The following is a 25,171-nucleotide window of genomic DNA, read 5'->3' on the forward strand; positions in this document are numbered from 1 at the left end:
TATTTTTCCTAAGTCCTTTTTTTATCAGCATTTTTTGAGACGCTTTCATTTCTTTGACTATCTTTACAGAAGGAACGGTTTTCATCCCAGAGATGACGCGTTACCTTTATGTGTTACTAAAGTTTTCAAAACATATTGAAAATTAAGAATTTTTAACGACTGATGGACATTGCGGCGAACTCATGAAAACAACCCCTTTCCTGACCAGACTCACGTCTTTCTCTGTAGGTACGGTATTGCTTGTTGGTTTGGTGCCCTTCACCTATGCGGAACAGCTGCCTGCGGTGCCGCAGATCGAAGCCAAAGCCTTTATTCTGATGGATTATCATAGCGGCAAAGTGCTGGCTGAGAGCAATGCCGATGAGCGCCTTGACCCTGCCAGCCTGACAAAAATTATGGCGAGCTATGTCATTGGTCAGGCTATTAAATCCGGTAAAATTAGTCCGACTGATGAAGTGACCGTCGGCAAAGATGCCTGGGCAACCGGCAATCCAGCGCTGCGTGGTTCGTCGCTGATGTTCCTTAAGCCGGGTGACCGTATTCCCGTTTCTGAGCTAAATAAAGGCATTGTCATTCAGTCCGGTAACGATGCCAGCATTGCGCTGGCGGATTACGTCGCGGGCAGTCAGGATGCGTTTGTCAGCCTGATGAACAATTATGTGAAGGCGCTTAACCTGACGAATACGCACTTCCTCACCGTGCACGGGCTTGATGCCGCAGGGCAGTATAGCACTGCACGTGATATGGCGCTGTTAGGGCAGGCGCTGATCCGCGACGTGCCGGAAGAGTATGCGTTGCATAAGGAAAAAGAGTTCACCTTCAATAATATCCGCCAGCCTAACCGCAACCGCCTGTTGTGGAGCACGAATCTGAATGTGGACGGCGTGAAAACCGGCCATACCAACGGTGCGGGGCATAATCTGGTGGCCTCGGCAACGGAAGGCAATATGCGCCTGATCTCCGTGGTGCTGGGTGCGCAAACCGATGCCATCCGTTTCCGTGAAAGCGAAAAGCTGCTTACGTGGGGCTTCCGTTTTTTTGAAACGGTAACGCCTATTAAGGCGGATGCCCCCTTTACCACGCAGCGGGTTTGGTTTGGCACTGAGACAGAAGCGCGACTTGGCGTCGCACAGGATGCCGCGCTGACCATACCGAAAGGGCAAATGAAGAACCTGAAAGCCAGCTTTACGCTCAATCAGCCGCAGCTTTCCGCGCCGCTAACCAGAAATCAGGTTGTCGGCACCATTGATTTTCAACTGGATGGTAAAAGCATCGGTCAGCGTGAACTGGTGGCGATGGATGATATCCCAGAGGCCGGTTTCTTTAGCCGCCTCTGGGATACGGTAATGATGAAGATGCAGCAGTGGTTCGGTGGGTTATTCGGTTAATTCCCCGCGTGGATTAACTGAATGCCGTTGTTGGCGAAGTAACGTAGGTATGGTTCGCCCGGTGCGCTGTCGGAAATGACCGTATCAAACAGCGTGATCGGGCCGATACAGGCGCGCTTGATCTGGCCGAATTTGCTGCTGTCTGCCACGATAATGATGCGCTGTGCGGTTGCCATGGCGCGTTGCTTCATACCCAGCTCGGCAAAATTAAAACAGGTCGCGCCTGCGTTAAGTTCGATACCCGCCGCAGAAATAAACGCTTTATTCGGGCAGATGTTGTCCAGCTCGCTGCGCTGGTTGAGCGGAGTGAAAATCGCGTTATCGGGATGGTATTCCCCGCCGCACAAAATCACTCTGCACGCCTTTTTTTCCTGTAGTGCTAAAAAGGTATTCAGGGAATAGCAAATCGCGGTAAAAGGCAGTTCATCAGGAATGGCATCAATGATGAAGGGGATAGTGGTGCCGCAGTCGAAAAAAACGGTATCGTTTGCTTCCACGAGATGCGCAGCCGCCGCACCGATAGCCTGCTTTTCCCTGACCTGTTTGGTCTGCTGGTCGGAGACGAAATAGTTTGTGACGCCGTTATTCTTCAGGTCGCTCACGACGTAGCCGCCGAGCAGTATGACGCAGCTGGAATCTGCGTTCAGATCGCGGCGAACGGTCATCTCGGACACGCCGAGTAGCTGTGCGGCGTCCTTCAGATGGAGTTTATCGGTTTTCTTTAATGCCTGAGCCAGTCTGCCGATTCGTTCGTCGCGCCGCGTTTCCATAAAATTCCCAGCTCGTAAGCTATTTTTGTTGTTAGTAGTTTCCTGCTGCGGCGGCTTCGCCTGAAACGATAGCGACGCCTGAGCTGGTACCGATGCGTGTGGCGCCTGCTTCAATCATACGCTGTGCCGTTTGGCGATCGCGAACCGCGCCAGATGCTTTGACACCCATCTCGCTGCCGACGGTGTTACGCATCAGTCGAACGTGTTCTTCGCGTGCACCGCCGGTGCTGAAACCGGTAGACGTTTTGACGAACGCGACATCCAACTGACGACACATTTCACACACCAGTACAATCTGTTCGTCATCAAGCAGAGAGGTTTCCAATATTACCTTCAACGGTATAGCGGCGCAAACCTCGCGCACGGCCTGAATATCCGCTTTGACGGCGTCAATCTTCCCGCTTTTCAGCCAGCCGACGTTAATTACCATGTCGATTTCCTGAGCACCGGCATTAATTGCCGCTTTGGCTTCAAAAGCCTTGCTGGCCGTCAGGCCTGCACCGAGAGGGAAACCGATAACAGAGCACACCTGAACGTCAGTGCCTGTCAGCTTTTCGGCGACTAAGGGAACGTAGCCTGAATTCACACAAACAGCATAAAAACGGTGTGCTATCGCTTCCTCGCACAGCGTGATGATTTGCTGTTCGGTAGCATTGGCGGCCAGCAGTGTGTGGTCGATATAGCGTGCGTAGTCAGTCATGGTAAATCCTTGATGATATCGATAAGAGATCAGAGAGCGTGATTATGACACTCAATGATTTTAATGTCACAAAAATAACAATAAAATTAATTTTTGTTATTTAAATAACATTTCATGAAATGAATGTGATTACAGATGTATGACAATCAAGAAATAGGAAAGAGAGTGGATAGCGCAAGGTAGAAAAGAAAACGCCCATCGTTCTTGAACCTGAAAGGCGGGAACGATGGGCTCCTCAATAAGGGGAATCAAAGAAAAGCAGTGGCACTTATTCAGACTTTAGGGCAAAGAAAAAGTTCTCGCTTATCTGGAAAATAATGACGATTTTTTACATTTTTTCAGCCGGGTAGTTCAGGCCAAATAACCACGATCAGTGAACCCGCTAATGTCAGCAGTACGTTAGCGATAGCATAGGTGCCTGCATAGCCGAGCGCAGGGATGTTACTGCGAGCCGTATCGCTGATAATATCCATGGCGGGGGCGCAGGTTCGTGCGCCCATCATCGCGCCGAACAGCAGCGCCCGGTTCATTTTCAATACATAGGCACCGAACAGGAAACAAATTACCACCGGAACCAGACTGACAATAAGCCCCGAAGCCAGCATCTGAATACCGACTTCTCCCAGGCTGCTGTTGATTGTGCTGCCCGCGCTCAGGCCAACGCCTGCCATAAAGACCATCAGGCCAAATTCTTTGACCATGTTGAGCGCGCCTTGCGGGATATAGCCGAAGGTCGGGTGGTTGGCGCGCAGGAACCCCAGCATGATGCCAGCGAATAGCAACCCGGCTGCGTTACCGATGCCGAAAGTGAAGTTGCTGAATTGGATGGTGATCAGCCCGATCATTACACCGATGACGAAAAACGCGCAGAAGGCCAGCAGGTCGGTAACCTGGCTGTGAATAGAAATAAATCCGATTCTGTCAGCAATGCTTTTTACCCGACGGGCGTCGCCGCTGACCTGCAAAACATCCCCTTTATTCAGCACGACGCTATCGTCAATCGGCATTTCAATCTGGCTGCGGATAATACGGTTCAGGAAACAGCCGTGATCGGTGAGTTTCAATTGGCTCAGGCGTTTGCCGACGGCATTGTGGTTCTTGACGACGATCTCTTCCGTCACAATGCGCATGTCCAGCAAGTCACGATCGAAAACTTCCTTGCCGTCGCGGAAATTGGAGTTCAGGCGAGCGTGCGAGTCTGGATAGCCGACCAGCGCGATCTCATCACCGATTTGCAAAACGGCGTCGCCGTCGGGGCTGGCCAGAATTCCGTTGCGGCGGATGCGTTCGATGTAGCAGCCGGTCTGGCGATAGATTCCCAGCTCGCGTAAATTTTTGCCGTCCGCCCAGTCGACCAACTCCGGCCCGACGCGATAGGCGCGAATGACGGGCAAATAGACTTTTCTCTGGCTGTCTGCGTCCAGCCCGCGCTCGCGTGCAATCTGCTGTGCGCTGGTGGGCAGGTCCTGATGCTGGAGTTTGGGCAGATAGCGGGCACCGAAAATGAGGCTGACCAGCCCGACCAGATACGTCAACGCATAGCCCAGACTCAGGTGATCTTGCTCAATACCGAGCTGGCTTCCCATACTGGCGGTATTGCGCAGCGTGTCGCCCGCACCGACCAGCACGGGCGTCGATGTCATGGAACCGGCCAGCATCCCCGCCGTCAGACCAATCCCCCAACCAAATAATTTACCTAACCCCAGCGCCAGTAGCATTGCGCTACCAACCATTACCAACGCCAGCATGAAATAATTTTTCCCGTCACGGAAGAAAATAGAAAAGAAATTGGGGCCGGCTTCCACTCCCACACAAAAAATAAATAACATAAAACCGAGGCTCAGCGCTTCGGTATTAATCGAAAAATGTTGTTGGCCGAGTAATAAAGAAACAACTAAAACGCCAATAGAATTACCGAGTTGTACTGGCCCGAGGCGTAATTTCCCCAGACAGAGTCCTAATGAAAGAACCACAAATAACAGCAGAATGTAATTCCCATTTAACAAATCAGCGACGTTTATATTCATGGAATGTAACTTGTTGTTTACCAGTAAGTGCTTGATGTTATTCATTATAGCGGCTAGATTTAGCCATGAAATGCATGAATTCCCGTGACGGTATCAATACGCTTCAGCTGAAAGGAATCAGCCTCGTTCAGTATAATTTATCCGATAAAATTGTTCAGTGTAATTATTGTTTAATTTAATGATTGTGGTGTCGCTGTTGAAGGTATGTAGCAGGTTATTGTCTTTTTCTGCGGATAATCTGCGCATCGAATAAATCGTAGCGAAGCCTCATGTTTTTCATATCGGGGAATACGATACCCATCATTTTTACCATGCCGCATGTTTTCTCGCATGTTGCGGTATCTGGTGGATGCAGGTTGGGAGGCATATTGAAAGGGGCGATTTATGGCAAAAAATAAAGGTTGGGTGGGCGCGATCTGCTGTTTTCTCTTGTTCACCGTTGTATTTCTGAGCCAAAAATTTGAGGTATCGGATGTCGCGGTGAATGACGGGTTGCGTGGCAGCCCAGGGATGTTGCTTTTTCTGCTGCCCGGCATGGTAGCCTGTTTTCTTTCCGCGCGTGGTCGCTTGCTTTACCCGCTGTTTGGTGCGCTGGCGGCGATGCCCGTATGCTTATTGGTGCTTCACCTGTGGAATACGCCGATGCGCTCTTTCTGGCAAGAGCTGGCCTACGTGATGAGTGCGGTCTTTTGGTGTGTGCTGGGCGCGTTGGGTATGCTGTGTTTACGCGGTGTTTATCGACGCTATCTTCGCTAAGCGCTTATTTCATCACCATAAACGCATCGCCATAAAAAAGCGCGGACTTTCGCCGCGCTATTGTCCTGCCAGTTCGATATTATGACTGGAACAGAGCCAGGTGCTCTTTGGCATAGGCTTCAAAATCGGTGCAGCCGCCGATGTGTTTTTCATCCAGGAAAATCTGCGGTACGGTTTCAACTGGTTTTCCTACCGTCTTGGACAAATCTTCTTTTGAGATGCCTTCTGCATGGATGTCCACATAGCGGAAGCTGAAGTCATCACGTTGCTCGGCCAGTTTTTCTGCCAGTTCTTTCGCACGTACACAATAAGGGCAAGCTGGGCGCCCGAAAATTACAGCGAACATGTAAACTCCTTTGTAAAATTAGAAAATGTTCTCATTCCTGAAACGCATAGCGTGACGTCTATTGCAGACAAGATCACGACTAAAAGTGTTACGGTTAATGAGGTTACTGCGAATTACGCTACTATACCGACATTTATCAATACTATGCCCGTATTCATTGATGAAAAATAGTCGTCATTACCTGTTACAACGATTTGCTGAAGCTATTAGGCAGTGGAGTAATGCAGCTTCTGCCTGAGCTACGATATAATTCCGCCATACTTCAAGCTGCCTATTAGATGTACTTTATCGACTGAAGGATGCCAGTGTGACACCAACCATTGATTTGCTACAGCGCCATCGTTCTATCCGCGCGTTTACGTCTCAGGCAGTGACGGATGAGCAACGCCACGCCATTATTACCTCCGCACAAAGCGCGTCCAGCTCCAGCTTTTTACAATGCAGCGCCATTATTCGTATCACCGATCCTGCCGTGCGTGAAACGCTGGTTCACTATACCGGCGAGCAAGGCTATGTGGCGCAAGCGGCAGAATTTTGGGTCTTTTGTGCCGATTTCCACCGCCATGTGGAGATCTTTCCACAGGCTGAAACCGGGCTGGCCGAGCAGTTGCTGATTGGCTGTGTCGATACCGCCCTCATGGCGCAGAATGCACTGGTCGCCGCGGAGTCGCTGGGGTTGGGTGGGGTATTTATCGGCGGAATCCGTAACCGCATTGCTGATGTGACACAGTTACTGCAATTGCCGCCGCTGGTTATACCATTGTTTGGGCTGTGTCTGGGATACCCGGACGCGGAACCGATGCTGAAGCCGCGCATGCCAACCGCCATGATGCTGCATGAAAATATCTATCAGCCGCTCGATCGTGATGTGCTGGCGCAATACGACCAGCACATGGTGGAATATTATCTGCAACGTACCGGTAGCCGCCGCGAGAGCTGGAGTGAGCACGTCGAACGGACGCTGAAAAAAGAGTTACGTCCATTCATGCTGGACTACTTACATCAACAAGGATGGGCGATACGCTAGTATCTGTAGGATATTTATGAAGATAGCCATTCTGTCTCGTGATGGGGCGTTATATTCCTGTAAACGCCTGCGTGAAGCGGCTGAGGCGCGCAAGCACAGCGTTGAGATTATCGATCCGCTTTCCTGCTACATGAATATCAATTCAGCGGCGCCGTCGGTGCATTACCGTGGTCGTCGGCTGGATAAATATGACGCGGTGATTCCGCGCATTGGTTCACAGATTACGTTTTACGGCACGGCGGTATTGCGCCAGTTTGAAATGCTGGGAAGCTACCCGCTGAATAATTCTGTGGCGGTAATCCGCGCCCGCGACAAACTGCATTCACTGCAACTGCTAGCCCGCGAAGGCATTGACCTGCCAATCACCGGATTTGCCCACTCGCCGGATGATACCGGTGACCTGATCGCGATGGTAGGTGGCGCGCCGCTGGTCGTAAAACTGGTGGAAGGCACGCAGGGGATTGGCGTGGTATTGGCCGAGACGCGTCAGGCAGCGGAAAGCGTAATTGATGCCTTTCGCGGGCTGAATGCCCATATTCTGGTGCAGGAATACGTGCGTGAAGCGCAGGGTAAAGATATTCGTTGTCTTGTGATCGGTAATCGGGTTGTTGCGGCGATTGAACGGCAGGCGAAAGCGGGGGAGTTTCGTTCAAATCTGCATCGCGGTGGCTCGGCGAATAACGTGAAAATTACGGCACAGGAGCGTGCGATTGCCATCAAGGCGACGAAAACGCTGGGGCTGAATGTCGCAGGCGTTGATATTTTGCGCGCCGACCGAGGGCCGTTGGTGATGGAAGTCAATGCCTCACCGGGGTTGGAAGGGATTGAAACGACGACCGGGTTCGATATTGCTGGCATGATGATTGAGTTTATTGAACAAAATACTCAGAGACGCTTCGCAACATCGGCAACAATAAGTAAAAGTTAGCTTTCTGAAACAGGGGCTGCGCCGTAAAATACGGCGATCCCCATTGGTGTGTGGGCAGCGTGCCACGGCGCTATTCAGCACATTGCCGCGCAGTGGAATGAGGAAAGCGGGTGATGACACGCTTTTATCATGGCATCGTTGTGCAATATTCCGTAAGCTATGTGCCGTTTTTAACGATGTTTCTTTCGTTACGGCAGCTTCTGGTTTACGTTTTAACATCGCTCTGGTGTGAGCGGTGCTTTCTTTTCAACAACGCTGTTTTTACGGCGACAGGTATGAGGCAAACATGATGGATTCACTCATCGTCCCGGATTTGGCTATGCTACGGCGGTGGCTGGACCAACTGAATATTCTGTATTTCGAATGTGATTCCTGTCAGGCGCTTCATCTTCCTCATATGCAAAATTTTGATGGCGTGTTTGATGCGAAAGTTGATCTGGTAGATAACGTGATCCTGTTTTCCGCACTGGCTGAAGTGAAGCCCAGCGCGCTGATTCCTCTGGTTGGCGATCTGAGCCAAATCAACGCCAGTTCGTTGACCGTCAAGGCGTTTATCGACGTTCAGGACGATAATCTGCCGAAACTGATTGTCTGCCAGTCATTCAGCGTTGCCGCCGGCATGACATTGGAACAGTTCCGACATTTCATGCAGCAGTCCGAAGAACAGATCTCAATGGTGATCCTTGAGGCTGGCGCTAATAATCTGCTGTTTATCGGCGAGGAAGAAGAGGGCTCTGCTGCAAGAGTCACAACCTCACATCTGCATTGATACGGTTGCTGCCAAAGGCAGCAATTGGTTTTACTTATTTTCCTCTTACCGACATTTATTCTGGTTATTTCGTATTATTGCCAGATATTTCTCTTTGTTTGTCGCTAAACGCCTGCATCACATCGATAAAATGTGAATAAATAATCGTTAAAACCCATTTTTTACGTTCAAGTATGGTGCACAGGATGTTGTGGGGTTATGCTTTATTCCTGTAAGACACAGACAGCTGAATCAGGGCTATGTCTGTGTTTGAGCGAATAAAAATCGGTGCATACTCATTCATCGGTTGGAGAGCGCGGCAGGACATATTTTGTATCGGAACGATACAGGCTTATTTCCATGAATCACCCCCTTATATGGAGGAAGGAACGGATGTTCACCCAACGTAAAAAATGGCTATCGGGTGTTGTTACCGGCTTGCTGATGGCCGCGTCCGTCACCGCATCTGCGGAAGAGAAAACGCTGCATGTTTATAACTGGTCCGATTATATTGCGCCGGACACATTAGCCAATTTCCAGAAAGAAACCGGTATTAAGGTCGTCTATGACGTGTTTGATTCCAACGAAGTCTTGGAAGGCAAGCTCATGGCAGGCAGCACGGGTTTTGATCTGGTCGTGCCTTCTGCCAGTTTTCTGGAGCGTCAGCTCTCTGCGGGCGTTTTTCAGCCATTAGATAAGAGCAAACTACCGAATTACAAAAATCTGGATCCTGAGCTGATGAAGCTGATCGCGCAGCACGATCCAGGTAACAAATATGCCCTGCCTTACCTGTGGGCGACCACGGGCATCGGCTATAACGTTGAGAAAGTCAAAGCTGCACTGGGTGCCGATGCGCCGGTTGACAGCTGGGATCTGGTACTGAAGCCAGAGAATCTGGAAAAACTGAAAAGCTGCGGCGTCTCCTTCCTGGATGCACCGGAAGAGATCTTTGCAACCGTGCTGAACTATCAGGGTAAAGATCCGAACAGCACCAAACCGGGTGATTACACCACGTCGGCAACCGACCTGCTGCTGAAGCTGCGTCCGAGCATTCGCTACTTCCATTCATCGCAGTACATCAACGACCTGGCAAACGGCGATATCTGCGTCGCAGTAGGTTGGGCTGGCGATATTCTGCAGGCAGGAAATCGTGCGAAAGAAGCGAAGAACGGGGTGAATATCCAATACAGTATTCCGAAAGAAGGCGCGTTGGCATTCTTTGATGTCCTCGCGATTCCAAAAGATGCTAAAAATCTGGATGAAGCCTATGCGTTTCTGGATTATCTGATGAAGCCGGAAGTGATGGCGGGAATCAGTAACCACGTGTATTACGCGAGCGGTAACCTGTCCTCCTTGCCGTTGGTCAACGCAGAAATTCGTAACAACCCTGGTGTCTATCCGCCAGCGGATGTGCGAGCCAAGCTGTTTACCCTTAAGGTGCAGTCTCCTCAGATTGACCGCACGCGTACGCGTGCATGGACTAAGGTTAAAAGCGGCAAATAGCCTCTTGGATCTGGATAGTTGCCCAAGAGCTTGACGGTTGCTGGTTGCGGCAACCCGATAATGGATGGGTATAAAATGTGGCGAACAGGCGGATAACCCGCCTGTTCGCGCTCTATATTGTGTCACACCGCTGAATGCAAAAAGTGCCGAATGGCGGCATTGGCGATGTGGCTTGTTCTGCTTTTGCCGGAGAGCAATGCGAAGTGAATGACGCGATCCCCCGCCCTCAATCAAAACCTCAAAAAGCGGCCACGCCGCTGCTGGAAGTGCGCAACCTGACGAAGTCGTTCGATGGTCAGGCCGCCGTCGATGATGTCAGCCTGACGATTTATAAAGGCGAAATTTTTGCTCTGCTGGGTGCATCTGGCTGTGGGAAATCCACGCTGCTGCGCATGCTGGCCGGTTTTGAACTCCCGACGCAGGGACAGATTGTTCTGGATGGTCAGGATTTATCATTGGTGCCGCCTTACCAGCGTCCCATCAATATGATGTTTCAGTCTTATGCGCTGTTCCCACACATGACGGTGGAAAAGAATATCGCGTTTGGCCTGAAGCAGGACAAGCTACCGCGCGCGGAAATCAAAGATCGTGTGGAAGAGATGCTATCGCTGGTGCATATGCAGGAGTTTGCTAATCGTAAACCGCATCAGCTTTCCGGTGGTCAGCGTCAACGTGTAGCGCTGGCTCGTAGTCTGGCGAAGCGTCCCAAGCTGCTGCTGTTAGACGAACCGATGGGCGCGTTGGACAAGAAACTGCGTGACCGCATGCAGCTCGAAGTTGTCGATATTCTGGAACGCGTGGGCGTGACCTGCGTGATGGTAACGCACGATCAGGAAGAAGCCATGACCATGGCGGGTCGTATCGCCATTATGAACCGCGGCAAATTCGTACAGATTGGCGAGCCGGAAGAGATCTATGAGCACCCGAACACGCGTTTCAGCGCGGAGTTTATCGGCTCGGTCAATATGTTTGAAGGGATTTTGCAGGAACGTCAGGACGATGCGCTGATCATCAAAAGCCCCGGACTGGTGCATCCGCTGAAGGTGGATTCGGATGTCTCGGTGGTGGATGGCGTTCCGGTCTACATCGCGTTGCGTCCAGAGAAAATCATGCTGTGTGAAGAGGTTCCGGCCGACGGCTGTAACTTCGCGGTAGGGGAAGTGGTGCATATCGCCTATCTGGGCGACTTGTCGATTTACCACGTCAGGCTCAACAGCGGGCAAACCATCAGCGCGCAATTACAAAATGCTTACCGCTATCGCAAAGGCGCGCCGACCTGGGGAGATGAGGTTCGGCTGTGTTGGGATGCGGATAGCTGTGTGGTTCTGACGGTGTAGCGAGGAAGAATGCCATGACTTTATTTCCCGAACATAACACGGCGGAACCACCGGGCAAGGCCAGACTCTGGCTCCGTGTGTTGATGGCGCGCTGGCGTCAAAAGCACGGACGTAAGCTCGTCATCGCGCTGCCGTATCTGTGGCTGCTGCTGCTGTTCATGCTGCCGTTCCTGATCGTGTTCAAAATCAGCCTGGCAGAGATGGCGCGGGCGATCCCACCGTATACCGATCTGGTTTCCTGGATGGACGACAAGCTGGATATTTCCCTGAATCTTGGGAATTACCTGCATTTGTTGGACGACCCGCTGTATTTCGATGCCTATATGCAATCGCTTCAGGTTGCTGCCGTGTCGACGCTGTGCTGTCTGCTTATCGGCTACCCACTGGCCTGGGCGGTGGCACATAGTAAACCGTCAACGCGCAACATCCTGTTACTGCTGGTGATTTTGCCATCGTGGACGTCATTCCTGATTCGCGTCTACGCATGGATGGGAATTCTGAAAAACAACGGAATCCTGAATAACTTCCTGCTGTGGCTGGGCGTGATCGATGAACCGTTGGTCATTCTGCATACCAATCTGGCGGTTTATATTGGCGTCGTGTACTCCTATCTGCCATTTATGGTGCTGCCGATCTATACCGCGTTGATGCGGCTGGACTACTCGCTGGTGGAAGCGTCGTTGGATCTGGGCGCGCGGCCGCTGAAAACCTTCTTCAGCGTGATTGTTCCGTTAACGAAAGGCGGAATTATCGCGGGCTCGATGCTGGTCTTCATCCCTGCGGTGGGGGAGTACGTCATCCCAGAACTGCTCGGCGGGCCGGACAGCATCATGATTGGCCGTATTTTGTGGCAGGAATTCTTTAATAACCGAGACTGGCCAGTGGCGTCTGCCGTTGCTGTCGTCATGCTGCTGCTGTTGATTATGCCGATTATCTGGTTCCACAAACATCAGAGCAAAAGTGCGGAGGGTGAAGCGTGAATAATTTACCTGTTGTTCGCTCACCGTGGCGTATTGTGATTTTGGTGCTGTGCTTTACGTTCCTCTATGCACCGATGCTGATGTTGGTGATCTACTCGTTCAACAGCTCCAAGCTGGTTACCGTATGGGCTGGCTGGTCGGCACGCTGGTATGTTGAACTGTTCCACAATACGGCGATGATCAGCGCGGTGCTCCTGAGTCTGACCATTGCTGCCGCCTCGGCCACGATGGCGGTGATTCTTGGAACGATCGCCGCCGTGGTGATGGTGCGTTTTGGCCGCTTTCGTGGCTCCAACGGATTTGCCTTTATGTTGACGGCGCCGCTGGTTATGCCAGATGTGATTACCGGTTTGTCGCTGCTGTTGCTCTTTGTGGCGTTAGGGCATGCCATTGGGTGGCCGGCGGAAAGAGGGATGTTAACGATCTGGCTGGCGCATGTCACATTCTGTACCGCATATGTCACCGTGGTGATCAGCGCGCGCCTGCGTGAACTTGACCGTTCTATTGAAGAGGCGGCGATGGATTTGGGCGCGAATCCGCTCAAGGTGTTCTTCATTATCACGGTGCCGATGATAGCCCCTGCGCTGCTTTCCGGCTGGCTGCTGGCGTTTACGCTGTCGCTGGACGATCTGGTTATCGCCAGCTTCGTGGCAGGGCCTGGTTCAACAACACTACCGATGCTGGTGTTCTCCAGCGTCAGAATGGGCGTTAATCCACAAATTAACGCATTGGCTTCCCTGATATTGTTAGTCGTTGGTATTATTGGCTTTATCGCCTGGTGGTTTATGGCGAGAGCAGAGAAACAGCGCTATCGCGATATGCAAAAAGCGAGACGCGGCTGATTCGATCTCTCATCGTAATTTGTTAGCCTAGCGAAAATTTCCAGCAACGCCGCCAGAGTATGGGGGCGTTGTTGTTTTATATTCCGATTAAGATTTATATTCGCATTAAGTTTTATCTCTGCACCCTATTTTATGTGGGTGTTGTATTTTTGGCGGATAACTGGCCGCATGAAGGGAGAGCGTTGAAATTCTGTATACAAAGAAGGAAATGACACAACGCAAAGTTTATGCCCCGGTACCCGTCATGGTGGCGGGGATTGCGATTATTGCGACCCGTTTTTTGGGGATTTTGCTGCTGGTGTGGGAGTTAGGGCTCAGCGATTTTAGCGGCTGGATTGGCAGCAATGCGGAAGCCTGGGATTCGACGCTGGTGTTACTGTTATCACTTTTTGTTGTTGGCGTTGAGATTCGCTGCGGCTTTGCTGTTTTGGCCGGTGTGAACTGGGGCCGATGGGGCTATGTAGCCTGCCAGGGTGTGGTGGTGTGTTATCTGTTGCTGGCGTCGTTCAGTGAGTTTATGCCAGCGATATTCCATATTTCAGGAGAGAATAATGCTGCTGTGCTGCATCAGCTCCTGCTGCAAAAGATCCCGGATCTGCTGGTGATTGTTTTACTGTTTCTGCCACGGCGCAGTAAGCGTTTTTTTATGCGTCAGAAATAGACATTGATCCCTCCTGAGCGCGTCTGGCTGCTGGCGTTGCCCATGACTACGCGGAAAGATCGCAGGGTGACGCCATCTGGGTGTTATAATCCTCTCATTCCGTATTATTTTTAATAGTTAGATTTTTTATGCATTGTGCCCGCTACAGCACGGGAACCTGTCGTTCCTGCCAATGGCTGGAAAAAGCCTATCCCCAGCAACTATCCGATAAGCAGCAGCATCTCGAAGGCTTGCTACAGCCACACGCGGTGCAGCACTGGCTACCGGTGCAGCCCTCTGCGCAGTCCGCCTTTCGTAATAAAGCCAAAATGGTGGTGAGCGGCAGTGTGGAACGCCCGCTACTGGGGATGTTACATCGTGACGGAACGGCGGTGGATCTCTGCGATTGCCCGCTTTATCCATCGAGTTTCGTGCCGGTTTTCGATGTGCTCAAAGTCTTCATCGCCCGAGCGGGGCTGACGCCTTATAACGTAGAACGACGCCGCGGGGAGCTGAAATATCTGCTTCTGACGGAAAGTACGCAGCGCGGTACGTTTATGCTGCGCTTTGTTTTACGTTCGGAAACCAAACTGGCGCAGTTGCGTGCCGCATTGCCCTGGCTACAGCAGCAGTTGCCGCAGCTTGAGGTGATATCGGCCAACATTCAGCCGGTACATCAGGCGATTATGGAAGGGAAAACAGAAATTATCCTGAGTGAGGCGGCCGCGTTGGCCGAACAGTTCAATCAGGTGCCGCTGTATATCCGTCCGCAAAGTTTTTTCCAGACGAACCCACAGGTGGCTGCCACGCTGTATGCAACAGCTCGCGACTGGGTTGCAGAGCTGAATATCACCAGCATGTGGGATCTGTTCTGCGGAGTAGGGGGTTTTGGCCTGCATTGTGCGTCATCCGAGATGCGTTTGACGGGCATTGAAATCAGCGCTGAGGCGATAGCCTGCGCGCGTCGTTCTGCGGAGCAGCTTGGGCTGAAACAGGTGGAGTTTCAGGCGCTGGATTCAACGCAGTTCGCGACAGGGAAAGCGGAAATCCCCGATCTGGTGCTAGTCAACCCGCCGCGCCGCGGTATCGGCAGTGAACTGTGTGCCTATCTGAGCCGCATGGCTCCGAACTATATTCTCTACTCCAGCTGTAACGCTGAAAGCATGGCAAAAGACATGACGGAATTGGCGAATTACCGCGCGCTACGCGTACAGCTATTCGACATGTTCCCGCATACGGCGCACTACGAAGTGCTGACGTTACTGAAACGCGCTTGATAAGCGATAAAGGTATGGAAGAAAAATGCTAAGTTTCATGTTCGACAGTGTGAAAGTTTCGGGCGTGTCAATGCTGGTGTGTTTCTATGATTTCATCACACGCCCGACAAGGAGCGCTCAATTGCCGCAGCTCCTTGACCACTGGCTTTTGGCGTGAATTGTGCCGCTGCGCGGTGCCTTCGGCGTTCGTGGCCGCTATTCGGGCCGCCAGTGACGCGTTCCCGACGCGGCACTGTCTTTCGCGGCGTCCTGCCGCTCACCCGGCGGTCACGCCCACCTCAGCACAATTTTGTACGCCTGAACGACAAAAAAACGGTGTTAATATGTATGACTTCATACAGCATTACACCGCGTTAAGATACGTGAACCTTATTGCGGGAACCACTTGTCGTTAATGGTTTTGTAAGTGCCGTCCGCTTTGATGGCGTCCAACGCGTTATTCAGTTTTTCCAGCAGCGCCTTGTCATCAGGACGAACGGCGATGCCTAATCCGGTACCGAAGTATTCTGCGTCAGTCACGTGTTCACCAACCGTTGCCAGTTCAGGGTTCGTCTTAATCCATTCGTTGACGACAGCGGTATCACCGAATACGCCATCAATACGGCCGTTTTTCAGATCCAGTACTGCGTTCTGGTAGCTGTCATAAGAGACCGTTTGTACTTCCGGGTGCTTATCGTGCATGTATTTCTGGTGCGTCGTGCCGTTTTCCATCCCAATACGTTTGCCTTTCATCGCCGCAAAATCGCTGAATTTCCCTTTTTGCGCGATAACCACGGCTGAGTTGGCGTAGTAAGGCTGCGTGAATGCCACTTGCTTGCTGCGTTCTGGCGTGATGTCCATACCGGAAATCACCGCGTCATAGCGACGGAATTTCAGCGCAGGAATCAGGCTGTCAAAGGCCTGATTGGTGAACGTACAGGTCGCCTGCATTTGTTTACACAGCGCTTTCGCCAGATCCATATCGAAGCCAACGATCTCATTGCTGGCATCCAGTGATTCAAACGGCGGGTAGGTGGCTGATGAGGCAAAACGGATGGTGTCTGCGGCGGTGGCGCTGAAGGCGATTCCTGCCAGCAAGGTGGCGAGCACTAATTTTTTCATTACCTACTCCTGTTTTTCTTATATTGATAAATATACTTGCGCGGAAGGATTCCAGCGTCATGGTCGTTACCATGCCACTAAGTGAATTTATATGCAATTAATATGATTAATAAGTCGATTTATTGCGTGTTTTTACATCAGCGGGCAATAAAAAATTTCCGGGAGAAATTTTTAACCTTGCGTCAGCAATGGCCCGTAAGGAAGACGGGCAGGGATGGCACACCATAAAAAAAGCAGGCTATCAAAGCCTGCTTTTAGGTAAGTCACTACGGTGTGAAAAGCATCAGTTACGACGTTCGAATACTAGCAAACGGCGCTCAACCCAACGCATCAACAATGTCAGCAACCCATTGACGCAAAGATAGATAATCCCCGCGGCACCAAATACCATCACGTCATACGTCCGGCCGTACATCAGTTGGCTATAGCCCATGACTTCCATCAGCGTGATGGTGTACGCCAGCGACGTACTCTTAAACACCAGCACCACTTCATTTGAATAAGAAGACAGCGCGCGTTTAAACGCGAACGGCAACAAAATACGCAATGTCTGCTTCTGATTCATTCCCAGCGCCGCACAGGATTGCCACTGTCCGGCGGGAATCGCTTTTACTGCGCCGTAGAATAACTGCGTGGTATAGGCCGCGCTATTGAGCGCCAGCGCCACCATCGCACACAGCCACGGCTGTGAAAGCAGGTTCCACAGCCAGGGAATTTGCTGAATAGAGGTAAATTGCCCAGGGCCGTAGTAAATCAGAAAGATTTGCACCAGCAGCGGCGTGCCGGTAAACAGCGTAATGTAGCCTTTCGCCAACATCGACACGACAGGGGTTTTGAGCGTCAGCACGACGGTCAGCAGCAGTGATAACACCAGTGCCACGACGATGGAGACGGCCGTTAGGGTCAGGCTGGTATGCAGGCCTTTTAATAGCTCAGGTAAATAAGCGAGCATCAGGAAGGTCTCCGCTCAAAACGCGTAGTGCGCAGTTCAATGCGTTTCAGCACATACTGACTTAACAGCGTGATAATCAAGTAAATTGCTGCCGCGACTACGTACCAGGTAAAAGGCTCCTGCGTTCGTGTCGCAATACTCTTGGTTTGCAGCATCAAATCATTAACGCTAATCAGCGACACCAGCGCGGTATCTTTCAGCAATACCAGCCACTGATTGCCTAAACCCGGCAGGGCATGACGCCACATCTGCGGCATAATCAGACGGAAAAAGATGGCGGATTTACTGAGCCCGAGAGCCTGACCCGATTCCCATTGCCCTTGAGGGACGGCTTTCAGCGCGCCGCGCAGCGTTTGGGAAGCATAGGCGGCATACAACAGCGCCAGCGCAATCACGCCACACAGGAAGGGGCTGATTTCAAACATGCCGATATCCAGTTTTACTGGGATCTGCACGATGAAGAGATTCAGGGTAAAACCGTCTGCCAACATCAGCAGCAGCTGGGACGATCCGAAATAGATAAACAGCACGACCAGAATTTCTGGCAGGCCGCGCAGCAGCGTGACGACCGCCGTTCCCGTCCAGCTAACGGCTTTCCAGCGGACGGTTTCCCAAACGGCAAACAGCATCGCCAGCACGAGGCCGAGCACCAGTGCACAAACAGCAAGGCCGACGGTCATCCCGGCGGCGCTTGCAAGAGGTTGAAATTCAATCATTGAGCGTCAGATTACTGCTGGAACCATTTTTTGTAGATGGTCTCGTAAGTACCATCCTGCTTGATTTTGTTGAGCGCATCGTCGAATTTTTTCAGCAACTCATCGTTGTTCTGGCGCACGGCGATGCCCAGACCGATACCGAAGTAACCTTTATCCGTCACTTTCTGGCCCACGGTACTCAGCGTATCGTTTTGTTTCAGCCATTCGTTAACGACGGCGGTATCACCGAATACGGCATCCAGACGACCATTTTTCAGGTCCAGCACGGCATTCTGATAGCTGTCGTAAGGCACGGTTTTGATATCGCTATGCTTTTCCATCAGGTATTTCTGATGCGTGGTTCCGTTCTGTACGCCAACGCGTTTTCCCGCCAGTGCGGCGATATCGGCCACTTTCCCTTTCTGGGCAATAAACTGCGCGGAGTTGTCATAGTAAGGCTGGGTGAATGACACCTGCTGCTGACGCTCTGGGGTAATATCCATTCCCGCGATGACCGCTTCAAAACGACGGAATTTCAGACCGGGGATCAGGCTGTCGAAAGCCTGGTTGCTGAACGTGCAGGTTGCCTGCATTTCTTTGCACAGTGCATTGGCCAGATCGATATCAAAACCCTGAATTTGGTTATTGGCATCGACAAATTCGAACGGAGGGTAGGAGGCTTCTGTCGCGAAACGGATGGTATCCGCAGCGTTAGCAGAGGCGGCGCCCATGGCGAATAAGGCTGCAACAATCAATTTTCTCATTATCATTTTCCTGATAGTAATCAATGTGATAAGTAACCAGCGAATTCAGGCGTCTGCGGCTGGGTAAAGTGCGTCGCATCCCCCTGTTCAACAATGCGGCCGTTTTCCATATACACCACACGGCTGGCCGTTTTACGGGCAAATTCAACCTCGTGAGTCACGATCACCTGCGTGATGCCGGTTTCTGACAATTCACGGATAATGTTGACGACCTGAGCGGTAATCTCTGGATCCAGCGCGGCAGTCGGTTCATCAAACAGTAGAACCTGAGGTTCCATCATCAGCGCACGGGCAATCGCGACACGCTGTTGTTGTCCGCCAGAAAGATGAAGAGGGAAGCGATCGGCAAAGTCATTGAGGCGCAGACGCGTCAGCAGTTTGTCTGCTCGCGCTTTGGCTTCTTCTTTACTCAGCCCCAGCACGCGGCAGGGCGCTTCAATCAGGTTTTGCACCACGGTCAGGTGCGGCCATAAATTGTATTGCTGGAACACCATCCCAACGTTCTGACGCAACTCACGGATCGCGCTGTCGGATGGCGTGCGCTGAAAATCAAACTGATTACCGGCGATGGAAAGCGTGCCAGAGCGTGGCATTTCCAACAGATTAAGAACGCGTATCAGCGAGCTTTTTCCCGCACCGCTGGGGCCAAGAAGCACCAGCGTTTCACCCGCAGGACAATCGAGGGTGATGTCAAATAGCGCCTGGTATGTGCCGTAGAAACAGTTAATGCCGTTTAGTTGAATACTCATGCGTAAGAATTGAATAGACATTGATGCGGCGAATGTTAACGTTGGCAGAATAGTTATGCAATCACCGTGGGGTAAAATTTGCCAATAAGCGATTTGTTGGTTAAACAATAGCACAAAATAACGGCTTACAGCTTGGAGCCATGCTTTCCCAGCGTGGGTTGCCAGCAGTGCCGCACGTTGATAATCAGTAACAGTAAAATTTCTCAGATAGCGGCGAATGGCTTCAAATAATGGTGCGCGAAGGTGAGTGATCGCGTGTGGGTTGGCGAAGGCATGTAGTGAAAAGCGCAAATAGCAAATATAGTGGAATAACGATGTTAAAATGGATGGTCTGCATAGCGTTGGGGCTGTTGACGGGGTGCCAATCGGCTTCCTCGTTGCAGGAACAGAATAATTATGTGCTGGAGACCGCATTGCAGTCGCGTGCGCAGGAATCTCGCATCCGCTTTTTGGTGATTCACTACACGGCAGAAGACTTTGCCTCCTCGCTGAATATTCTGACGAATGAACACGTCAGTGCGCATTATCTCATTCCAGCACATCCACCCTTGCGGCGGGGCAAACCGCTTGCCTGGCAATTGGTGCCGGAATCTCAGGCTGCCTGGCATGCGGGAGCCAGCAGTTGGCGTGGGTTTAGCCGATTGAATCATTCCTCGATTGGTATTGAGATCGAAAATACGGGCTATCAGCGAACGCTAACGGGCTATACGTGGGAACCGTTCACCGCCTCGCAGATTCAACTTGTGACTGCTCTCGCCCGTGACATTGTCGATCGCTACCAGATTGCTCCACAGAATGTCGTCGCGCACAGCGATATTGCCCCACAGCGAAAACAAGATCCCGGGCCGCTATTCCCCTGGCGGGCGCTGGCACAGGCGGGAATCGGTGCCTGGCCGGATGCACAGCGGGTCGCATTTTATTTGAACGGACGACCCGCGATACAGCCAGTGGATGAAGCGGTTCTGCTGGAAAAATTGGGGCGCTATGGCTATGCGGTGCAGGAAACGATGACCGCGCGTGAGAAGCGGCAGGTGATTGCCGCTTTCCAGATGCATTTCCGCCCTGAAAACTATCAAGGCCAGCCAGATGCGCAGAGTGAGGCGATTGTTGATGCGCTGCTGGAGAAATACGGCAGCCGCTAAATCGCTTCCTTCTCTGCCAGTTTCGCAATACGCGCCGCCATGCCACGGAAGATAAACAGGTGAGCGGGCATCATCAGAAACCAGTAAACCAGCCCGTTGAACCCGGAAGGGTGCCAGCGTGCGCGGACGTCCACGGTGCGATGAGTGCCTTTGTCCGTGATAGTAAAGTTGAGTTTACCCAGCCCCGGCGCTTTCATACCAAATAGCAGCACCAGCTGACGTTGTGGTTTGATCGAAATGACCTTCCAGCCGTCAATCTTGTCACCCACTTCCAGCGTCGGGCGCTCAGGGCGTCCATAAGTGACGCTGTTACCGCAAAGATCGTCGAGTCGGGCGCGAATATTCCACAACGTATTCGCGTAAAAATAGCCTTCCTTGCCTCCGACCTGCTGGATGACCTGCCAGAGCGCCTGACTGGAGGCGGTCGTCTCCATCGTATGACCCGCCTGCTTGGGGTAAAAACCGTAATTGGGCTTCCAGCGCGCGCGAACCTCAGTGTCATCGCCCCAGTCGGCCTGCTGTACGCTCTCCATTTCGCTTTGCAGCGTGAGGCGCACGGCGTCATCAAAGCTCATCAGCGTTTGTGGAATCAATGCCTGAAGTTCGCGGCCATCGGCCTGTAAATCGTGTTTTAGCCCCTGAATCAGCGCGCGGGCGATGGAGGGAGGAACCGAGGTCACCAGATGCAAGAACCAGACGGACACCAGATGGGTTGGCATCGGAACGGGAATCAGCACTCTGCGCTTGCCGCTAATCTGAATGAAACGCTCGAACATCGTCTGGTAGCTGATGTATTCGGGGCCTGCGGCGTCCATGATGCGGTTTTCTGTTGCAGGGTGCTGCATGATGTCGATCAGATAAACCAGTAGGTTTTCCAACGCAATGGGGGATGATTTAGAGCGCACCCAGCGCGGCGGTGTCAGCACCGGCAGGTTATAGACCATATCACGCATGATCTCGAACGCCGCGGAACCCGCGCCGATAATAATGCCCGCACGCAGCTCCGTAACGGGAATGCCGCTGCTGCGCAGAATATCACCGGTAATCTGGCGCGCCTGCATATGCGGTGAAGTGTCATCTTTCGCCTGAAGCGAGCCCAGATAGATAATCTGTTTTACACGGCTGGAGGCCAGTGCCAGCAACAGATTCATGGCCGCCATCCGCTCCCTTGCCACGAAGTCCGCGCCGTCGCCCATGCTGTGCACCAGATAATAGAGCGTTTCCGCGCCCCACAAGTCATCGGGCAGGCTTTCTGGCTTGGTCAGATCCACCTGTTGGCAGTCGACACCCGGCCAATGCCGTGACGCGAGGGATTCGGTATGACGACCCGCCGCGATAACCCGATTGCCTTGCTTGCTTAAGCGCTCGGTTAAATGGCGGCCAATGTAGCCGGTTGCGCCCAGAATCAGGATCGGGGCAGAGGGGGATGTCATGTGCCAGCGGCTCCACAGCAAAATATAACCATGGCTTACTATATCCTAAATAATTCGTGACGGGGAAACGGGGAAACAGCGAAAAGTCTGCGATAACAAGGGGTAATTGACGATAAGCCTACCTGCCCGATAGCAGACGCTACCGGGCAGAAGGGGGTAAAACAAGGGGCGTATCAGGCCAGAACGGTGTCGCCTTGCAACTGGCAACTACAGGCCAAAACATAGCCTTGTTCGATTTCGGCTGGTGTTAGCGTCATGGTACTGGTCGTGGTGTAATGACCGGATAGCACGCGGGTTTTACAACTCCCGCAAACCCCGGCGCGGCAGGCGGCGACGATCGGCACCTTATTGGCCTCCAGTGCGGCCAACAGGCTGAGACCGACCGGCACGCTTAGGTTTTTCAGCGGACGGCTGATGGTCAACGTGAGCCGATCGGCATCTTCATCCAGCGCTTCATCTGCTGGACGGAACTGTTCTTTAAAGATGCGGTTTGAGGCAACGCCAAGCTGCTGACTCAGGGCTTCAATCTGGTTCATGTACGGAGCCGGGCCGCAGGTCATCACGGTACGGCTGGCGATATCCGGCACCTGTTCGACTAACCGATCGCCGCTGATACGTCCGGCGAGAAAACCGGGCACGGCGTCAAACTCCGCCATCAGCGTCAGATGTAGCTGCTGCGGATAACGCTGCACCAGCTCTTGCCATTCGCTGGCGAAAATCACCTGCAACGGATTGCGCACGTTGAAAATGACGTGGATATCAGTTTGCGGTTTGTTTGCCAGCAGCCAGCGGCACATTGACATAATCGGCGTGACGCCACAGCCTGCCGCCGCCATCAGATAGCGATCGCTGACCGCGTTGGTGCAGGTAAATTCGCCCTGTGCATCGGACAGCCACAGGTAATCGCCGACTTTCAGCGTTTGGGTCAGCCAGCGGGAACCGATACCGTCGTCCAGCCTTCTTACTGTCAGGGTAATAAAGCGGCTGAGCCCCGGTGAAGAAGAAATCGTATAAGCCCGCAGCGTCTCCGCGCTGTTAGCAATGCTGACCAACGCATACTGACCCGGCTGGTACGGATAAAAATCATGATTAACTAGTGAAATCGTCCAGACATCGGGCGTTTCCTGAGTAATGGAATCCACCTGCATGCGGTTAGAACAAAGCGGTGTCGGCATTGTCATTGTTATTCTCCAAAAGAAACGGATTTGCGGCGCATTGGGAAGTGCGCCGCCGGGACGTCATGTGATGACTGTCGATACGTCGTCCGTCTTAATTCATTACGCAGCCAGAATGGTGTTCATGTCCTGTTCAACGGTGGTAATCGCCCGCATACCGAATTTCTCGTTCAGAATGGCGAGCAGGTTGTCCGTCAGGAAGCCCGGCGCCGTCGGCCCGGTGTAGATATTCTTCACGCCGAGGGACAGCAGGGTGAGCAGGATGACGATCGCTTTTTGTTCAAACCAGGACAGCACCAGACTCAGCGGCAGGTCGTTCACGCCACAGCCCAGTTTTTCTGCCAGTTTGACGGCCAGAATAATGGCGGAGTAGGCATCATTACATTGGCCGACATCCAGCAGACGCGGCAGGCCTTCCAGCGTACCGAAATCCAGTTTGTTGAAACGGTATTTACCGCAGGCCAGCGTCATGATCAGGCAGTCTTGCGGAACGTTCAGCGTAAAGTCAGTGAAGTAGCTACGTTCTTCACGGCTACCGTCACATCCGCCAACCAGGAAGACGTGACGCAGTTTTTTCTGTGCAACCAGATCGATCACGGTATCAGCAGCGCTCAGCAGGGTTTCACGGCCAAAGCCAACGGTGATCATGTGCTCGATTTCGCTGTATGGGAAACCCGCCAGGCCCTGTGCCTGTTCGATGACCGGGCTGAAATCGTCGCCTTCCAGATGGTTCACACCCGGCCAGCCAACGATACTGCGCGTCCAGATACGATCGCCGTAGTTACCGACGTTTGGATCGATAATGCAGTTAGAGGTCATGACGATTGCGCCAGGGAACTTGGCGAATTCGGTCTGCTGGTTCTGCCAACCGCTGCCATAGTTGCCTGCCAGATGCTTGAATTTTTTCAGTTCTGGGTAACCGTGCGCAGGCAGCATCTCGCCGTGGGTATAAATATTGACGCCCGTGCCTTCGGTTTGCTCCAGCAACATGCGTAGATCTTTCAGGTCATGGCCGGAAATCAGAATGGCTTTACCTGCAATCGGACGGACGTTAACGGCGGTCGGCTGTGGGTTACCGTAAGCGTCGGTTTCGCCCCGGTCGAGGATCGCCATGACGTTGAAGTTCATTTTACCGATGCCCATTGCGTTGTTCAGCAGGGTATCAACATCGGATGGCTGTGTGCCCAACCATGCCATGAAGGCATGATATTCGGCATAGATCGCGTCATCGTACTGACCGAGAACGTGAGCGTGCTCCATATAGGCTGCGGCACCTTTCAGGCCGTAGAGGTTGAGCATGCGCAAGCCGTGAACATCATCGCCGACGATAGCTTTATCGCTGTCCAGCGCAAAATCCGCCGCCTGTTGCAGCAAGGTCGGAATATCGTTGCCAGCCAGTTGCAGCGCTGCCATTGGGTGATCCACCGTCGCAGTGGCATCGTGCAGACGGCAGCGAACAGCCAGAGACTCACGCAGTGTGATGGCTTCCTGTGCGTAGCCAATAATGCGCTGGGAATCGAAATTTACGTTGGTCAACGTAGAGAAAAAGGCGCGTGGCGCAAAACTGTCTATCTCGTGATCGATGATATCCAGCTCGCGCGCTTTCAGCGCCCAGGCAGAAAGCCCTTGCAGCACAGCGACCAGCAGGTCTTGCAGGTCGGAGGTTTCTGCGGTTTTACCGCACATGCCCTGCGCGTAAGAGCAGCCGTTTCCAACAGGGGTACGAATCGTTTGTTCACATTGCACACAAAACATAATGATGTCCTTTTTTTAAGTTGCATTTAAAATGCTTGTTTAAAGCATAGTGTCAGCCGAGGCAGGTAAAAAGGTTTTTTTACTGCAACTTTAGGTAAATTTGATTTAGCGCAATTTTGATGATGAGCAATGAAAA

24 protein-coding genes are annotated in these 25,171 nt (G+C 52.3%); 12 read left to right on the plus strand and 12 right to left on the minus strand.

The window, feature by feature from the left end:
* The first annotated feature begins 182 nt into the window (after positions 1-182).
* The gene (locus tag LCF41_RS09320) at positions 183-1,388 is read left to right on the plus strand and encodes a serine hydrolase (protein WP_225087811.1); all 1,206 of its coding nucleotides are present in this window, start codon (positions 183-185) and stop codon (positions 1,386-1,388) included.
* On the opposite strand, the gene deoR is transcribed toward LCF41_RS09320, so the two are convergent.
* From deoR to LCF41_RS09335, 3 genes are all read right to left on the minus strand, one after another.
* Positions 1,385-2,158: a DNA-binding transcriptional repressor DeoR gene (deoR, locus tag LCF41_RS09325; RefSeq protein ID WP_225087812.1), complete on the minus strand. Its 774-nt coding sequence runs from the start codon at positions 2,156-2,158 to the stop codon at positions 1,385-1,387. The two genes, LCF41_RS09320 and deoR, sit on opposite strands and share 4 nt — an antisense overlap.
* A gap of 31 nt (positions 2,159-2,189) precedes the next feature.
* The gene (gene deoC, locus LCF41_RS09330; protein ID WP_225087813.1) at positions 2,190-2,858 is read right to left on the minus strand and encodes a deoxyribose-phosphate aldolase; all 669 of its coding nucleotides are present in this window, start codon (positions 2,856-2,858) and stop codon (positions 2,190-2,192) included.
* Positions 2,859-3,196: 338 nt separating this feature from the next.
* On the minus strand, positions 3,197-4,885 hold the full coding sequence (locus tag LCF41_RS09335) for an aspartate:alanine antiporter (protein WP_225087814.1): 1,689 nt from the start codon (positions 4,883-4,885) through the stop codon (positions 3,197-3,199).
* A 384-nt stretch (positions 4,886-5,269) separates the two neighbouring features.
* Between LCF41_RS09335 and LCF41_RS09340 the strand changes: the two genes are divergently transcribed.
* On the plus strand, positions 5,270-5,641 hold the full coding sequence (locus tag LCF41_RS09340; protein WP_225087815.1) for an inner membrane protein YbjM: 372 nt from the start codon (positions 5,270-5,272) through the stop codon (positions 5,639-5,641).
* A 79-nt stretch (positions 5,642-5,720) separates the two neighbouring features.
* Here LCF41_RS09340 and LCF41_RS09345 read toward each other — a convergent pair whose 3' ends face one another.
* Entirely contained in the window at positions 5,721-5,987 is a 267-nt protein-coding gene (locus LCF41_RS09345) for a GrxA family glutaredoxin (protein ID WP_010277298.1), read from the minus strand.
* A gap of 307 nt (positions 5,988-6,294) precedes the next feature.
* Between LCF41_RS09345 and nfsA the strand changes: the two genes are divergently transcribed.
* The 9 genes from nfsA (at position 6,295) to rlmC (ending at position 15,269) form a co-directional block, all read left to right on the plus strand.
* Positions 6,295-7,014 (plus strand): oxygen-insensitive NADPH nitroreductase, encoded by a 720-nt coding sequence (gene nfsA / locus LCF41_RS09350; protein ID WP_225087816.1) that lies wholly within the window; start codon positions 6,295-6,297, stop codon positions 7,012-7,014.
* A gap of 16 nt (positions 7,015-7,030) precedes the next feature.
* Positions 7,031-7,942, plus strand: a complete 912-nt coding sequence (gene rimK, locus LCF41_RS09355; protein ID WP_225087817.1) for a 30S ribosomal protein S6--L-glutamate ligase — start codon at positions 7,031-7,033, stop codon at positions 7,940-7,942.
* Positions 7,943-8,231: 289 nt separating this feature from the next.
* Positions 8,232-8,711 (plus strand): type III secretion system chaperone family protein, encoded by a 480-nt coding sequence (locus LCF41_RS09360; protein WP_039275494.1) that lies wholly within the window; start codon positions 8,232-8,234, stop codon positions 8,709-8,711.
* Positions 8,712-9,083: 372 nt separating this feature from the next.
* A complete protein-coding gene (potF, locus tag LCF41_RS09365) occupies positions 9,084-10,193 on the plus strand; it encodes a spermidine/putrescine ABC transporter substrate-binding protein PotF (protein ID WP_225087818.1) in 1,110 nt (369 codons plus the stop codon).
* Between the two features lie 203 nt (positions 10,194-10,396).
* Positions 10,397-11,530, plus strand: a complete 1,134-nt coding sequence (gene potG / locus LCF41_RS09370; protein WP_181829136.1) for a putrescine ABC transporter ATP-binding subunit PotG — start codon at positions 10,397-10,399, stop codon at positions 11,528-11,530.
* Between the two features lie 14 nt (positions 11,531-11,544).
* Positions 11,545-12,510: a putrescine ABC transporter permease PotH gene (gene potH, locus LCF41_RS09375; protein ID WP_194430074.1), complete on the plus strand. Its 966-nt coding sequence runs from the start codon at positions 11,545-11,547 to the stop codon at positions 12,508-12,510.
* Positions 12,507-13,352 carry a putrescine ABC transporter permease PotI gene (gene potI, locus LCF41_RS09380; protein WP_010277277.1) on the plus strand — a complete coding sequence of 282 codons (846 nt, stop codon included), beginning with the start codon at positions 12,507-12,509 and terminating at the stop codon, positions 13,350-13,352. Before potH ends, potI begins: the two co-directional genes overlap by 4 nt.
* A gap of 208 nt (positions 13,353-13,560) precedes the next feature.
* A complete protein-coding gene (locus LCF41_RS09385) occupies positions 13,561-14,013 on the plus strand; it encodes a YbjO family protein (protein ID WP_225087819.1) in 453 nt (150 codons plus the stop codon).
* A gap of 128 nt (positions 14,014-14,141) precedes the next feature.
* Entirely contained in the window at positions 14,142-15,269 is a 1,128-nt protein-coding gene (gene rlmC / locus LCF41_RS09390; protein ID WP_225087820.1) for a 23S rRNA (uracil(747)-C(5))-methyltransferase RlmC, read from the plus strand.
* A gap of 369 nt (positions 15,270-15,638) precedes the next feature.
* Here rlmC and artJ (LCF41_RS09395) read toward each other — a convergent pair whose 3' ends face one another.
* From artJ (LCF41_RS09395) to artP, 5 genes are all read right to left on the minus strand, one after another.
* Positions 15,639-16,370, minus strand: coding sequence for an arginine ABC transporter substrate-binding protein (artJ, locus tag LCF41_RS09395; protein ID WP_225087821.1), 732 nt, complete (start codon positions 16,368-16,370; stop codon positions 15,639-15,641).
* A 283-nt stretch (positions 16,371-16,653) separates the two neighbouring features.
* Positions 16,654-17,322, minus strand: coding sequence for an arginine ABC transporter permease ArtM (artM, locus tag LCF41_RS09400; protein ID WP_225087822.1), 669 nt, complete (start codon positions 17,320-17,322; stop codon positions 16,654-16,656).
* Complete coding sequence (artQ, locus tag LCF41_RS09405; RefSeq protein ID WP_180741276.1) at positions 17,322-18,038, minus strand: arginine ABC transporter permease ArtQ; 717 nt, start codon at positions 18,036-18,038, stop codon at positions 17,322-17,324. Before artQ ends, artM begins: the two co-directional genes overlap by 1 nt.
* A gap of 11 nt (positions 18,039-18,049) precedes the next feature.
* Positions 18,050-18,781, minus strand: coding sequence for an arginine ABC transporter substrate-binding protein (gene artJ, locus LCF41_RS09410; protein ID WP_225087823.1), 732 nt, complete (start codon positions 18,779-18,781; stop codon positions 18,050-18,052).
* Positions 18,782-18,801: 20 nt separating this feature from the next.
* Complete coding sequence (artP, locus tag LCF41_RS09415) at positions 18,802-19,530, minus strand: arginine ABC transporter ATP-binding protein ArtP (protein ID WP_225087825.1); 729 nt, start codon at positions 19,528-19,530, stop codon at positions 18,802-18,804.
* 314 nt (positions 19,531-19,844) lie between these two features.
* Between artP and LCF41_RS09420 the strand changes: the two genes are divergently transcribed.
* Positions 19,845-20,672 carry an N-acetylmuramoyl-L-alanine amidase gene (locus LCF41_RS09420; protein ID WP_225087826.1) on the plus strand — a complete coding sequence of 276 codons (828 nt, stop codon included), beginning with the start codon at positions 19,845-19,847 and terminating at the stop codon, positions 20,670-20,672.
* On the opposite strand, the gene LCF41_RS09425 is transcribed toward LCF41_RS09420, so the two are convergent.
* The 3 genes from LCF41_RS09425 to hcp form a co-directional block, all read right to left on the minus strand.
* The gene (locus LCF41_RS09425; RefSeq protein ID WP_225087827.1) at positions 20,669-22,105 is read right to left on the minus strand and encodes a DUF2867 domain-containing protein; all 1,437 of its coding nucleotides are present in this window, start codon (positions 22,103-22,105) and stop codon (positions 20,669-20,671) included. The genes LCF41_RS09420 and LCF41_RS09425 overlap by 4 nt on opposite strands.
* Positions 22,106-22,278: 173 nt before the next feature.
* Positions 22,279-23,286, minus strand: coding sequence for an NADH oxidoreductase (gene hcr, locus LCF41_RS09430; RefSeq protein ID WP_225087828.1), 1,008 nt, complete (start codon positions 23,284-23,286; stop codon positions 22,279-22,281).
* Between the two features lie 96 nt (positions 23,287-23,382).
* Positions 23,383-25,035 (minus strand): hydroxylamine reductase, encoded by a 1,653-nt coding sequence (gene hcp, locus LCF41_RS09435; protein WP_225087829.1) that lies wholly within the window; start codon positions 25,033-25,035, stop codon positions 23,383-23,385.
* Between the last annotated feature and the right edge of the window lie 136 nt (positions 25,036-25,171).

Source organism: Pectobacterium colocasium (genome assembly GCF_020181655.1).
GTDB lineage: Bacteria > Pseudomonadota > Gammaproteobacteria > Enterobacterales > Enterobacteriaceae > Pectobacterium > Pectobacterium colocasium.